Raw genomic sequence first — 14720 nt, 5'->3', positions numbered from 1 at the left:
TTTCTAATTTTTAGAAAGTTTAAAAAATTAAACTTCTACTGATGTCTTTAGCATCATCCAGATAATAAAATTTGAATTGACTAAATTTATAGCGTTTTTTATTGTCATTTTTAAGAGAGTTTTGTTCAGTATGATGACTGTAGTGTTTAGAAAAAATAATAAATATTTTTTATTATAGTAAATCACTAAGATATGAATTTAGAGTTTTTTTTGATACTGTTTAGTGATATTTTTATGAAAATAATAAATAAAATAAATGCTGTTTTTATTAGATTTAATTGTTAATAATTTAAAAAAGTTCTTTGTTTTACGATAAGAATTTATATCTTAAACAATCAATGTCTATAGGCTTTCAAAAAAATTACATTTTTTTAATTCTTAATATTTACTAAATAAAAATATGATAGCTTAAATTAATTAGCAGAGCTCTGAGTTAAATCAATTTTAATGAGATCGAAATATTGATTTTATTTAAAATGATACTGAATTGTTAAAAGTTAGAGCTGAATAATTTTGGACATCATCTAAGGATAGAAAAAATGTTCACATTTAAGCCTTTGTACTTTACTCTTTTTTCTTTCAGTGTTTTTAGTACATCTATTTTATATGCTGAATCTTTGACTTTACACCGTTTGACTGATGAGCAGTTGGGTGAGACAACGGGGCAGGCATTGATGAGTTTGTCTTATATAGCACCAAACGACTCAACCAATCTGATGAATAAATATAGTAGTGGTTCCAATATTGGGTTTTACAAGCTTGGGCTTGAAGTTGATATGGATTTAAATGCAAATATCAGAAATTTGCAACTCGGTTGTGGTGGAATAAATGGCGCAGGACAATGCGATATAGATATAAAGAATCTTTCACTCAGCGGATTACCAGCAAATTATAATCCATCAAGTGGCAACCCTCCAGATTTTGGGGCAGCAGGTCGGGCATCTACAAGTGCTCAATTGACTAATCCATTTATGGAGTTTGCTGTAAAAAACTCAAATTCAGCATCGACTCGTGAAATAGTTGGTTTACGTTTTAGTGCTGAAAAAATTACAGGACTTCTGACTGCAGGTTTAATCAATGGAATTACTCCAACTTCCACAGATGGGATTCAGTCACTGAGTGGTTTTATGCGTATTGCAGCAACTTCAGGTGAAGCTTCGACAAAAGCAACTGTGTTCGGGAATCAGGCAAATCATCAGATTCAAGGTTTGCTCAGTGCATTGGGAAGTAACAGAACATTTACTTCGCAACCCAATAGCCCAGATACTCAGGGCATTACTCTCCCTTCATTGAAAGCAGCATTTTCAATACCTGAGTTTCAGGTTAATGGAAGTCGATTGGATAATGCAAGTGTTAAGGGAATTTCAACAAAAATTGATTCAATCGCATTGGATAGTGGTCCACTGAATCAACTCAAAGTTAATTTCCCTTCGATATGTGTTTTTATATTTTGTGCTTCACAGTCTAAAATTAAATTGGCAAATGGATCGGCTGTACAAAATTTAAATATGGATATTACTTTTAATCAAGCATTAAGCATGTTTCATAATATACCGCTCACAGGTTCTGGTGGATATCTAAGTTTACAACAGCAAGCCTTACTTTGGCCTGGAAATTATGTAGATTCAAATGATATGACTGGTAAAACAATTGCAGAGATGCTTAACAGTGATGTTGCAAAAAAAGGATGGTGGATGTCTTTCGCAGAACCAGTGCAATTAGGTTATTTAAAAGCAACTCAAGAAGTAGATATTACAAATGTGTTACCGCAGGTAGCTGGTTTAATGACTACAGAATTATTAAAAGAAGAAAATAGGGTAAAGGTTCCTGCAGGTGCTGCTATTGGTGCAATTATTGGTCTAACATTGACAACGCCTAAACCAATCGTGGTTGACTTGAATGATGCAACGCTTGCTAATCCAGTAAAACTGACCTTAGCCAATCTACAGTTAGTAAATCAAAATTTGACACCCAATTGCTATGGTTCATTAAAATTTTGTTAAATTAATTTTAGCAATAATAGCTTAACTGTTATGTTATAACTTTAAGGTGATGATTTGGTTTTGTTGTATCTTTTAAGTATATAATTTTAAAAGAATATTTAATTCGCGATGGGCGTAAAATAACTAAAATTAACGACTTATATTTTGTGCAATAAAGCTGTTTAGAAATACACCGTATCCAGGGTGTTTGGAAGTGCTTTACCAGTTTTAACTCTTTTAAAGTTAAGTAAATATATAAAATAATTTTAAAATGAGTGTAATTTGAAAGGATTACTGTTAAGTTTAAGTGCTTTATATTTGTTATTGATTTTTAATTTAATTTTCTCATGATTGATGGGATTATGCGCTTTTTAAGATCAATTAAATTTAAATTATTTCCCCATTTTTAAATTACATTTTTGTTATTAAGTTAAGATTAATTAAATAATTGTTATAATAATGCTAATAAACAATATAGCTCTATATATACATTTCTAAGCTAAAAGCTTAATTTTATTAATTTTTAAGATTAGGTTTTTGCTTTAAATAAAAAAATAGGGCTCAAGAAATTTTGAACATAGTTTAAGGATGAAGAAATGTTCACGTTTAAGCCTTTGTACATCACGTTTTTTTCTTTAAGTGTTTTTAGCATGCCTGCTGTATATGCAGAGTCTACGACGCTGCAGCATATGTCTGATGCACAATTGGCTGAAACAACAGGACAAGCACTCATGAGTTTATCTTATATAGGACCTACTGATGTCACTAATCTTGAATCAAAAAGGCTAGGCGGAGATAAAAATATTGGATTTTATAAATTAGGTTTAGAGGCTGAACTAGAGCTTAATGCAAACATTAAAAAACTCCAATTGGGTTGTGGTGGCGTAAATGGTGCAGGTGGATGCGATATTGATATTGATAACCTAAGTTTGAGTGGTATAGCCGATACTCGGATAGGTAGAACTTCTTCAAGTGCTAAATTAACTAACCCGTTTATTGAGTTTGCTATAAAAAATCCACAATCTGCATCACAAAGAGAAATTGTTGGTTTACGTTTAAGTGCTGAAAGGGCTGTTGGGTTATTAACAGCTGGGCTGGAAAATTCTAATCAAGCAAATGGAATAAATAGTTTAAGTGGTTATATGAAAGTTCAGTCGGGAATAGGTGATTCAGTGGCTGAACAAAGTAAAGTCAAAGGATATGCAAATACAGCAGCACAATACATGGATTTATCCAAATATCAAATAAAAGGAAATCTTGTAGCGTTAGGATTAGCTAATGCTAGTTTTATTACAAATGGGGGAGGATTTAGTATACCAGAAATGAATAAATTACCTTTTGAAACTCAACAATTAATAGTTGTGGGGAATCGTAAAACATCGGCAGAACTTTCAGCAGAAGTGAGTATCCCAACAATTAATTTAGGAACTGGTGCAAATTTTCCACCAGCAGGTAGGGTAGAAAGTAATATCTTTGGTACAACAACAGCTGTTTATACCGCTGGTTCACCAGTAAATGCTGCTGTAACAGGTTGTCAAAATTTAACATTCCTTCCGACCTGTATAATCGCATGGAATGGGCGTCAATTTTCAAATATTCGTATGTCTGGAACTGTGAGCGGTGCTAAGGCTAAAGTTAACTTTTCTGAAAGCTTAGGTTTTATACATAATCTAAAAATTGATTCGCCTGTTTCATTGAGTTTGCAACAAATAAAAATACTATGGCCAGGTTCTGAAAGTGCAAACTTGGCTGAGCGCGGTTGGTGGTTAGCATTGCAAGATCCAGTTTCAATTGGTGTGGTAGAGCCTACAGATAGATTATCCATTGAGCCACTTCTAGGGCAATTTGCGCAAAAGGCAGGGAGCTACTTACAATCAAACCCTGCAACGACCTCTGATCTATTAGGTGTTTTAATTGGTAATGGAATCAGTGCGAATCTAGGAAATGTAAATTTGTCTGGAGTTTCTCCTTTACAGATGAATCTTTCAAATTTAAGGCTAAAGGGGCAAGATTTTGTACCAAATTGCTATGGTTCACTAAAATTTTGCTAAGCTTCTCTGGATACGCATTTGTAAAGATAATTGAGTAGATCCCTATTTCTTTATCCTGTTATTTAACTTTCTTCTATGAATTGAGTTTAGATAATTGAACAGGTCAAAACATATTTTGATCTTTAAATTTTTGTCATTGATTTTTATCATTTTATAGGTGGTATATCAAATATAAAAGTATGTTGTGATTTTAAAAACTAAGAATTTTATTTGATATTTTTGATCTAATATTCCTGTATTTATCCATAATAAGAAAAACTATTTTTGATTATTAAATTTCTAATTTTGGCTTTATCAAATCTTCCAATGTTTAATAGCTTATGTTGATATGAATAAAATACAGAGTAGGTAGGTGCATGCCTTGGTTAAATATTCTTATAAGTATTACGTTTTTATTTGAATTTTTGAAAATCAATAAAAAGTGAAAATTGAATCATAGTGAAATTGAAAAAGTTCTTTCTTACCCTTCATGTTGCTAGAGTGAGGTGAATTTTAAGACTAAATGCTAATTTAATAGAGGACTTTTTACAAATATTATTGTAAAGATAATATAATAAATCATGTATTTTGCTAAAAATTTGAGTAAGTCATAATTCTTTAGGGTGTTTAAGGTATAGATTAAATTATTTTATTTAAGGTTTTAACTTTAAACTGTTGATTTATTTTGATAAAAATAATTTTATTCTTGGTTTTAATTGTTGTTTACATGTGGGAAGCTTATTTTAAAAGTATTAGCATTTTGTCGGAAATATAGCTTAATTTTAAATAATTGTGATAATTTACACAAAATGTGATTTTCAATTGAAAACTAAAAAAACTTTTTAATGTGCTAAGGGATTTAAATTTATAAAGTTTTTCTTAAATAAAACTTGGCTAATTAAAAAATAGAGTATGACAATTCTGAGCATAATCTAAGGATAAGGAGATGTTCATGTTTAAAATAAAAATCTTATGTTTGACATTTCTGTCTCTCGGTATGGCGGTCACTCATGCTGATTTTACTCATTTGCAAAGTATGTCAGATGAACAGCTTTCTGAAACTACTGGTCAAGCATTGATGAGCTTGTCTTATATTGCACCCACTGATGCAACTAATCTTGAAGCGAAACGCGTCAATGGTGATACTAACATAGGCTTTTATAAATTAGGCTTAGAAGCAGAATTAGAAATAAATGCAAATATCCGTAAATTGCAGTTGGGTTGTGGTGGTGTAAATGGTGCAAATGATTGTGATATTGATATAGATAATTTAAGTTTAAGTGGCTTTGGTAATACGAATAACGAAAGAGTATCATCCTCTGCAAAACTTACGAATCCTTTTTTAGAGTTTGCTATAAAAAACCCTCAATCAGCATCGCAAAGAGAAATAATTGGGTTGCGCCTAAGTGCTGAAAAGGCTTTGGGTCTATTGACGGTGGGAACAAATAATGATGTGCCAAACGGAATCAATACATTATCTGGTTACATGGTTGTAAATGGATATGGGAATGCAACTACAAAAGATGGTGTCTTTGGATTGAAATCAGGAGAAACGGTATCTACCACTGCAAATGTTGATATCTTATCTATATTATGTACTTCTGGATGTGGACCTAATGTGGGTTTACAAGCAGGTTATGGAAAAGGTACATCGGGTTCAAATACTGGTTTGAAGATTCCATCAATGGTTGCTCCCTTTACTGTAAATGGTGCTGTTGTACAAGGCAATCGCTTGAAGTCTGCGGATGTTATGGCTAAAGCCAATATACCAGATATACCGATTACATCAAATTCTGGACAATTGGGTGTGAGTTTAAATAATTCTGTTTGTGTGATTTTTCTTGTTTGCGTGAGAGATACATTTATTAAATTAAATACAACTTTATCAGGTTTAACAGCAAATATTAATTTTAGTGAAGGGTTAGGGTATATACATAATTTACCAATTAATAGTCCAGTGTATTTAGCCTTGCAGCAGAAAACAATACAATGGCCTGGTGCAAAAGAACAGGCTTCCAAGGGATGGTGGCTCTCTATGCAAGATCCAATCAATTTGGGCGATATATCGCCCAAAGAAAATATTGATATTTCTTCAGTATATCCACAATTTGCAACTATTCTTGGGCTAAAACTTCAAGAGCCTGAATATAAAATTTATGTGAATAGTGGAGATGGGATTAAAGCGCTATTTGGTACTGGGATTGAAAAAACATTGACTCCTATTAATTTAAATGGAAGTAGTGTGTCGATTAGTTTAAAAGATTTACCATTAGCAACTCAGAATATCGTTTCGAATTGCTATGGCTCTTTAAAATTCTGTTAGTTAAATTATTTAGCTGATTAAAAGCAACAGTATGGAAGTTTACTGTTGCTTTTTTATTTTAAACGTTTATCGGAAAGTCATATATTTTACATAAAAGTCTTTGGCATAATAAAAAATATTGCATAAGATAAAGTGTGATATAGATAACAAAACTGTATAGGCAAGGAAAGACTATTTTATACAGTGACGTAGGGATTACAGAAATAAAATAAAATATGGTGCGGAGCATCGTATAACACAGGAAGGTCATAGATGACTACACTCAATTATACGGCAAAATTTCATAAAACTGTTTTGGCAGCTTTTATTGGCTTAGTCATCGCCCAATCTAGCTTCGCTTTGGAAGCAATGTCTGATGAAAAATTAAGTGATACGACTGGTGAAGGCATCGCTTTATTACCTACAAATGCTTATATGGTGTTTCAGGGAGCTGGAGCAAACCAGTCACAAGATACAATTCTGACCAATCGTAGTCTGGATACTGGTTATATCTATTATGTGCCAGTAGGTCCATTGTCATCTCTTGTGCAAGATACAAATAAAGATGGTACTGTGAACTCAAGTGATCACTCTGTGGGTAAGGCTGATTTATATTTATATGGTTTAGCATTGTCTAGAAATGCAACCAATAATGCCAACCTTCGCTTAGATTCAGGACAAACCAATGGTGTGGCAAATGCAGCGATTCGAAGTTGGGGAACGGCAACAAACCCATGGATATTCAACGTAAAAACAGATTCAAATATTCCTGATTTTGGTACCAGTAGTGGCTCTGTAACCTATTTAAATTTTGAAGCACCGTTGTATGAAAATTTATATACATTTGCTTCGGATAACAAAACCGTAACGACGAAGCCTTTTGTAAATGATGCAGGTGGAGAAGATGCATATAATCTTAAACTTGCTTTATGGGCAGATGCTTTTGTACGTGATCAAAGTAAACCAGATCAAGATGCGAACCAATTTAACTTAGGTGAAGGGTTTAGTTCAACAACCACAGGTCGGGCAAATCGTATTCGATTACAAGGTGTATTTAACGGTTTTGGACTGAATGGAAGTAAAATTCAATTATTCCAGACACTCGGTGGTGCAACCAATACAGGGGGAATGAGTGCCTTCTATAACAATACCTTAGGGTTGGCTGGAGTTATACGCTTAAATAGCGGGGATGGTTCTAAATTGTTAGGAACATCTGCAGCAAATTCTTGGGCAATGCCTGCGAATTTGATGAATCGAGTTTTGAGATTAAGCACGCAAGAGTGTGGCGTTGGAAATTTGAATGGTTGTACCACAGGTACAGCCCAAGATATTTTATCGACTCCAGCGATCAATGGTGGACTGGCTCCAACTTTCTCAGATAAGGAAGGTATTTATATTTATAACCTGAATACGAATTTAGTATTGGGTTCATTATATCAGCCTTTAATTCTTGGTTCTGATGGTACAAACTTTAGTTTAGAGCTAGCTCGAATCCCAAATAAAGAATCAATTTATAAACAAATATATACAGACTATACAGGCGCTGATTCGTCCTATAAAGGCTCTACATGTAATGTTTATAATTGTGGTTCAAGCTCAATTTCGGGTTATCAAGGAAGTTCAGCGACACATAGCAGTATCAGTATTGGTACGGTCTATAGCCCAGATGCTGGAAAAACTTTGCTTGCTGACAAAAGTGCGGGTGCTGTCGGAATTTCATTTAATCAATTGAGTAATGCATCAACTTCAAATGCCCAAAATAATTTAGGTTCCGCAGTCATTGATGGTATGCTGATTCAACATATGAAAATAACAACCAAGGGCTTATAAAATAAGGAGAAATATGATGAAGAAAAGTGTACTTCTTATTTTAACCAGTATGTTGAGTGTTTATGCTGTGGCAATGGAACCTTTATCTGATTCAGACTTGCAACACGTTGAAGGTCAGGCTGGGGCAGACTTATCACTCAAGTTAGTACTGAATCAGATCAATGCCAACGATTCATATTATCAAACAAATAATGCCTATAAGTTTGATAATGGTGTTGGTGGAATTTGTGCAAATTTAGAGTTTTGTCGTTTAGCACTTTCAGTCAATAACCGTTATGTAGATTCAGGTGGTGCTGCAAATAGTGTCAGTGGAAATAAACTTTGGGTGGTATTTAAGGGTATTCAAGGAACGATTAATATCCAGAAGTTAGGTTTAGATGGTGCGGATTTGGTCTATAAGAATATTGCAAACCAACAAATGATAAAACCTGCGTTTCAATTATCTTTTGATGCAGATAAACCCATTCAAATTCGTAATTTTGGATTTAATTCACTTTCCATAGAAAAGGATGCATTTACCAGTATAACCAATCCAGATGGAACAGTTACTGAAAACTCATTGGGTGCAACCGCAGCTCAATATGGTTATCTAAAACTGAATAAATATGCTGCTAAAGCCCAAACAACAGGTCCAAATGGTTCTACTGCGAACAATTATGATACAGGGCGTGAAACTGGGTTTATGGGTATGCAGATGAATGGCAATCTTGCACTTCAGGGAAAGTTAATGATGTTTAGCTGTGATTCAAGTATGAACAAGCGTTGCTAAGTGAAATAAGTCTGAGGGTTTAGGGATGAAAATAAAACAAGAACAGCGAAAAGGATTTATTTTAAATACATTGGCATTCAGCTTATTGGCAATGCATGTACCTGCTTATGCACTTCAAGCTTTGGATGATGGTGATCTGCGAAATGTGAATGGTCAAGATGGTGTGAATATAGAAGCCACATTAAAAGAAGCCAACATTCAAACACTATATTGGACAGATCAGGCTGGGCGAGCTGAAACAGATGCGACAAGTCAAGCCCTTACAGCAACCGCAGATACGGTTAAGATTCAGCAAAGTAATACTTCTACAGACCCATTAAAAGCCAATGTAAAACTCAATATGGGCACAGTGAGTGGTAAAACAGGCGTGAATCTAGATGTATCACTTTCACCTATGTTATTAACAGTAGACTCTTTCCGAGTGTGTGATAGTGATCCAAGTGGAGCACGCTGTAGTGCAAAGATTGGTACATTAGCTGTTCAAACAGCATCGAATACCAGTATTGGATTAAAAACAACCAATGGATTGCTTGGTAAAAATGACCAAGGTACGCTGGCTTTAGGTTTGCAAAATGCCAATATCTATTTGGGTCAAACCAGTGCAATAAATCAATTAAATCAGCTAATTTTAAAGAATTTTAATTTTAATTTTAATGCAAATGGTTTTATGTTTATTGATGCTGCTGAAGGCTTTAAATTACAAACCAATTCGGGATCAAACATTGCTGGAAGTACTCAAACACCAGATGCAACTTATGGTTATGCCGATTTAGGTCGCGTTGTTGATCCTGCTTCGACTAAGTCGGGATTTATGAATACAGGTTCATATGGAAATGGTACAACAACATCCAATGCAGGTCTAAATCTTGAGATTATGTTGAATAATAAGGGAGCCAACCCTTCAGCAACATCTGTTTATGCAGTGGATCAGTATAATACTCCCTCAGGTGCAAAAGGTTTAATTCGTGTTGGTGCCAGTGGGCGGATGGTTAACAGTTCACTTCAGTTCCGTGGTGTACAAAATGCAAGCAGCTTAATAGGCTCTGCTGTGAATTCATCAGGTATAGATACTGGAAAAGATATTGTTGGCGGTTCTGGTATTGCATTTCGTATGAAAACTGATTTCACTAAAGATGGTGATAGCATGCTTTCAGGTGGTGCTGATGCGACAACTTTAGAAATAGGTGGTGCTGGACTAAATAGCTATGGATTTGAATTTGGAAATCTAACTGGTTTACAAAAAGGAAGTCGTGCATCTTTTGACACTGGAAGTGTATTTTTAAATCTTATGGATTCTAAACAAGTCACTTTGCCCGTTAACTCTACATTCCAATCTTCAAGTTTTGGTAACGGTCAGTCATTAACCAGCTTGAATGACTATAAGCAAGATGTTTATACAACATTAACTGCTGGGAATCGTCCTTATAGCGTGATGACCTCAATTCGAAATGCGGCATTTCAATCTTTTTCTAGAAGAGGGCGATTTACTACAAGTGCTGGTGTAGCGGCAAATAATTTATTTACAGACAATGGGCTGAATAACCAATGGGGATTGGCACTACCATTTTATAATCTAAATGCAAACTTAGCGATGTATGGCACTACTGTGGATGCAGATAAAGTTTATTCTTATTCAGTTGATGGTACACAAAATAAAATAGCAGGTTCTGGTCAAACTGCTCGGCTTGGTTTTTCATTAGGGTTAACAACGGAAGGTGTAGATAAAAATGGAGCGAATAAGATCGGTAACAATACCACTTCAATATTGGTCATTGATGGTGGACTGAGAAATGGTCAACCTACTGATTATTATATGGGGTTACGAAATATCGACATGCTGCTCAAAGGGAATGGTAGCGTTGGTGTAGAAAATGGAAGTTTAAACCTAAGCTTAAAAAATATGCTGGTGGTGATGGCAGCAGAAGTTGCTGGTGGATATTTGCCTGGAACTACATATAAATCATGCGCACTAGGTTTAGCAACAACCTCGGTTGCATGTGGTAATAAAAGTGCTTCAGATACCAATAATTTTGCGAAAAGCGATGATGTGCTCTTCGGTTTGAAACTTCGCTTTGGTGGAGATATGGATTTATCTTTGATTCCGAATAGTGAAATCAAAGATGATGGTACTGGGAACCGTCTGAATGTAGTGGGTGATTTGAAGTTAGCCAATACCAATAATACTATTCAGATCAGTGATCCTGTCAACGGTTCTTCATTGGGCTTAGATAATTTGACAGGAGATATTCGTTTTAACAATGCGATTGTGATCAGTAAGAATTCAAATACTGGAACAGGGCAGGTTGGATTCAATGCCAGTCTACAATTTAATCCAACACAGTCTGTAAATGGTGTATTTAGAGCAAGAGATTTAAACTTTTATCCTCCAGCAGCTTCAGGTGCCTTGGTTTCTGGCGCACGTTTAGGTGAAATCGCCTTAACAGGTGGTCGATTAAGTAGTGAGCTGAATATTATTCCTCGAAATTGATCGGTTATTGGTCGGGTTGTTCTTCCATCACCAAAAATTTCAAACTAAACTGTGATGTGGTCGGCAATATATAAAGTTTCCTAAGGATTAGGATAATGAAGAAAAACAACAAGCTAGGGTGTATATCATTATTGGTATTGAGTCCAGTTGCAATGGCAATGCAGCCACTGGATGATCAAGGTCTTTCTCAAACAACGGGTCAGGCAGGGATTGATGTTGGTATAAATATTAGCAAAGTCCAAGTAAATCAACTGTCTATTATTGATCGTGATGGCTTAGGTTCAACTGTGAATGATACAAATAAAGCATCGCTTGTTGTTGCAGGTAAAAGTGCTGGAACACTTGCAGATCAGAGCATGAATGTAAGCTTCTTAGGTGCTTCTAATTCGTCAACGATGAATGTTGTGATGGATACTGATGGAGGGGCGATCAGTGGTTCAACAGGTAAGCCTTTTGCCAATATTGGTCTCAGTTTTGGAAGTAATATTACAGGGATAAAGGTTTCCCCTTTTGCGCTTTACTTGGCAGGTGCAAATTCATCTTCGGGTCCAGCAGGCTATCAATCTATTTTCACAGGTACTTCAGAAAAGAGCGATGTCATTAAAATATTAAAAATGGACAACGGCATTGACATTAACTTTGCAGCATCAAAACCAACGATGAATTTACAGCTCGGCAATGCGCCTCAAGGTCGTATGATTGCTTTTGGTGGAGCAATTCAGTCGATTTGTGGTACAGGAACTGGTTGTGCCATTGCACTTTTATCGGATGATAGTGATGTAGGCGCAAATTTTAATTTTCAACTGACAGGCACAGATAAAACCAATGGTTTCTCGTTAAATGGTTTCTATGCGGGTGTGGAGTCAAGTGGCTTTGTGTTTGGCAATACGGGTGAGTCGAGTAAATTTGATCTTGGAATCAATCAGATGATCATGGGAACGAGCGGTGCAAGTGCAGCGACTGTTTTTAATGGTCTTCAGAATGGTTCGATGGGGAACTTTGGTGCGATTGGGACATCTGTTACAGATTTAAAAGTGAAAATTAATGGCTTATAGCGATGAGTTAAAACATGATTAAATAAAAAACCCGCACAAATTAATCTGCGGGTTTTTTCATGGTGTGGCAAAACTATAGCCAACCTGTCGAAAAATTCATACAGTAGAATATCATTTCTCTTGATCAATAAAATGAATGCGATAAATATATTGTTTAATGATCTAAAGCTTGCAAGGCCACGCTTTATCTCTAAAGTTTAAATTGTTTTGCGTAGGCATTAACTCACTTTTCAGAGATGAAAAGTGACAAAAATCTTCTGTTGAGCGAGGGGTACATCCTATACCCCCGCTCAACATAGCGACATCCATGTCGCTTCACGATAGCAAGACCATCGATGATTCAAGAGGACAAAATAAATGAATCATCTGAAAATCATAAATCTCATTTGACATCAATGATTAACATCAAAATCACTTGTATGAATAATCAGGCGCTTTGGCTATATTTCGCTAATTTAGCCAACAGGTCTGCTTTGCTTAAATCAACAGATTCTGCATCTCTACGACCTTTATATTCGAAAGTACCAGCATCCAAACCTTTCTCACCAATTACGATACGATGAGGGATACCAGTCAACTCTAAATCAGAGAATTTAACACCAGGGCGTTCATTGCGATCATCAAGCAATACATCATAACCTGCTGTTTGCAATTCATTATACAGTGCTTCAGCAGCTTCAAGTGTACGTGGTGATTTTTGAGCATTCATTGGAACAATAGCAACTTCAAAAGGTGCGATCGCCGTAGGCCAAATGATCCCTTTGTCATCAAAGTTTTGCTCTATTGCAGAGGCAACTACACGTGTTACGCCAATACCATAACATCCCATAGTCACCACTAATGATTTGCCATCATCACCGAGAACTTTACAGCCCAAAGCTTCAGAATATTTTTTGCCTAATTGGAAAATATGACCAACTTCAATACCACGTTTGATCATGATGGTGCCATGACCATCTGGAGAAGGATCACCTTCTACAACATTGCGTAAGTCAAACACTTCAGTAAACTGAGCATCACGTTCCCAGTTTACACCAATAGCATGTTTATCAACTTCGTTTGCACCAGCAACAAAGTCAGAAAGCACTGAAGCGGCACGATCAACAATGACTGCTATGCCTTTTTCCACCAATCCTTGAGGACCGCAGAATCCAGCTGTCAAATCCAATACTTTTAATTGTTCGTCAGTCGCAAAAGTCAATGGTGCAGCAATCAGAGGGTGCTTTTCAGCTTTGATTTCATTGAGCTCATGATCGCCACGTAAGAACAATGCAACTACTGGAACATGACCTTTTTCATCTGCAACGCCTTGTACCAATAAAGCTTTAACAGAATGGGCTGGATCTGTATTTAAAAAGGCAGAAACATCTGCAATGGTTTTTTGATTCGGCGTATCGACAATCGTAAATTGTTGTTTTGGTGCAGCACGTTCACCGACCAAGATTGCTTCAGCCATTTCAACATTAGCTGCGAAATCTGATTCGGTAGAGAATGCGATATCATCCTCACCACTTGATGCAAGTACATGGAACTCATGTGAGCCAGAACCACCAATCGAGCCAGTATCCGCTTGAACAGGACGGAAATTTAAACCCAAGCGTGTAAAGATTCGGCAGTATGTGTCATACATGACATCATATGTTTCTTGTAGTGACGCTTGGTCGACATGAAAAGAATATGCATCTTTCATAATAAATTCACGTGAACGCATCACACCAAAACGAGGGCGAATCTCATCACGGAATTTGGTTTGAATTTGGTAGAAATTCATCGGAAGTTGCTTATAACTTTTTAGCTCATTGCGTGCTAAATCAGTAATCACTTCTTCATGAGTTGGACCGAGCACAAAATCGTTGGTATGACGATCTTTAAACCGTAAAAGTTCAGGACCATATTGCACATATCGACCTGATTCTTCCCAAAGTGAAGCAGGTTGTGTTACGGGCATGAGCGTTTCCAATGAGCCTGCGCGATTCATTTCCTCACGTACAATTGCTTCAACTTTATTGAGTACACGTACACCCATCGGCAACCAAGTGTATAAACCTGAAGCCAACTTACGAATCATCCCCGCACGTAACATCAACTGATGTGAAATGACCTCAGCATCGTTTGGGGTTTCTCTCAACGTAGCAAACAAAAAGCGACTCGCGCGCATGGAAACTGTCCTAAAATTTTTAGATTTAAAGGGAAGATTATACGATAAAATAATACGATAAAAAATTAGCTGAAGATTTTTAATGTCCGATTGGGCTGAAATACAA

At 35.8% G+C, this 14720-nt stretch carries 8 protein-coding genes; 7 read left to right on the top strand and 1 reads right to left on the bottom strand.

Going from position 1 to position 14720, the window contains the following annotated elements:
* The first annotated feature begins 539 nt into the window (after positions 1–539).
* The 7 genes from TOL5_RS18165 to TOL5_RS18135 all read left to right on the top strand — a co-directional run bounded on the left by TOL5_RS18165 (position 540) and on the right by TOL5_RS18135 (position 12456).
* The gene (locus tag TOL5_RS18165; protein ID WP_151781307.1) at positions 540–2003 is read left to right on the top strand and encodes a hypothetical protein; all 1464 of its coding nucleotides are present in this window, start codon (positions 540–542) and stop codon (positions 2001–2003) included.
* A 575-nt stretch (positions 2004–2578) separates the two neighbouring features.
* Positions 2579–4033 (top strand): hypothetical protein, encoded by a 1455-nt coding sequence (locus tag TOL5_RS18160; protein ID WP_004827597.1) that lies wholly within the window; start codon positions 2579–2581, stop codon positions 4031–4033.
* Between the two features lie 931 nt (positions 4034–4964).
* The gene (locus TOL5_RS18155; protein ID WP_121773911.1) at positions 4965–6335 is read left to right on the top strand and encodes a hypothetical protein; all 1371 of its coding nucleotides are present in this window, start codon (positions 4965–4967) and stop codon (positions 6333–6335) included.
* Between the two features lie 252 nt (positions 6336–6587).
* A complete protein-coding gene (locus TOL5_RS18150) occupies positions 6588–8144 on the top strand; it encodes a hypothetical protein (RefSeq protein WP_121773912.1) in 1557 nt (518 codons plus the stop codon).
* A 16-nt stretch (positions 8145–8160) separates the two neighbouring features.
* Positions 8161–8913: a DUF6160 family protein gene (locus TOL5_RS18145; protein WP_046761320.1), complete on the top strand. Its 753-nt coding sequence runs from the start codon at positions 8161–8163 to the stop codon at positions 8911–8913.
* Between the two features lie 25 nt (positions 8914–8938).
* Positions 8939–11401 (top strand): DUF6160 family protein, encoded by a 2463-nt coding sequence (locus tag TOL5_RS18140; protein ID WP_151781309.1) that lies wholly within the window; start codon positions 8939–8941, stop codon positions 11399–11401.
* Between the two features lie 95 nt (positions 11402–11496).
* Positions 11497–12456 carry a DUF6160 family protein gene (locus tag TOL5_RS18135; protein WP_151779752.1) on the top strand — a complete coding sequence of 320 codons (960 nt, stop codon included), beginning with the start codon at positions 11497–11499 and terminating at the stop codon, positions 12454–12456.
* A gap of 427 nt (positions 12457–12883) precedes the next feature.
* On the opposite strand, the gene TOL5_RS18130 is transcribed toward TOL5_RS18135, so the two are convergent.
* Positions 12884–14614: a proline--tRNA ligase gene (locus TOL5_RS18130; protein ID WP_151781310.1), complete on the bottom strand. Its 1731-nt coding sequence runs from the start codon at positions 14612–14614 to the stop codon at positions 12884–12886.
* Positions 14615–14720: the final 106 nt, after the last annotated feature.

Origin of the sequence: Acinetobacter sp. Tol 5 (genome assembly GCF_019702905.1) — a bacterium.
GTDB classification, from domain to species: Bacteria; Pseudomonadota; Gammaproteobacteria; order Pseudomonadales; family Moraxellaceae; genus Acinetobacter; species Acinetobacter bereziniae.
Note: the sequence above shows the minus strand (reverse complement) of the source record. Positions and strands in the feature narration are given on the sequence as shown.

What these genes read in the sequence shown, in the direction of transcription:
- TOL5_RS18140 (WP_151781309.1), top strand. Translation starts at nt 8,939, where the DNA reads ATGAAAATAAAACAAGAACAGCGAAAAGGATTTATTTTAAATACATTG.
- TOL5_RS18130 (WP_151781310.1), bottom strand. Translation starts at nt 14,614, where the DNA reads ATGCGCGCGAGTCGCTTTTTGTTTGCTACGTTGAGAGAAACCCCAAAC.
- TOL5_RS18160 (WP_004827597.1), top strand. Translation starts at nt 2,579, where the DNA reads ATGTTCACGTTTAAGCCTTTGTACATCACGTTTTTTTCTTTAAGTGTT.
- TOL5_RS18155 (WP_121773911.1), top strand. Translation starts at nt 4,965, where the DNA reads ATGTTTAAAATAAAAATCTTATGTTTGACATTTCTGTCTCTCGGTATG.
- TOL5_RS18150 (WP_121773912.1), top strand. Translation starts at nt 6,588, where the DNA reads ATGACTACACTCAATTATACGGCAAAATTTCATAAAACTGTTTTGGCA.
- TOL5_RS18145 (WP_046761320.1), top strand. Translation starts at nt 8,161, where the DNA reads ATGAAGAAAAGTGTACTTCTTATTTTAACCAGTATGTTGAGTGTTTAT.
- TOL5_RS18165 (WP_151781307.1), top strand. Translation starts at nt 540, where the DNA reads ATGTTCACATTTAAGCCTTTGTACTTTACTCTTTTTTCTTTCAGTGTT.
- TOL5_RS18135 (WP_151779752.1), top strand. Translation starts at nt 11,497, where the DNA reads ATGAAGAAAAACAACAAGCTAGGGTGTATATCATTATTGGTATTGAGT.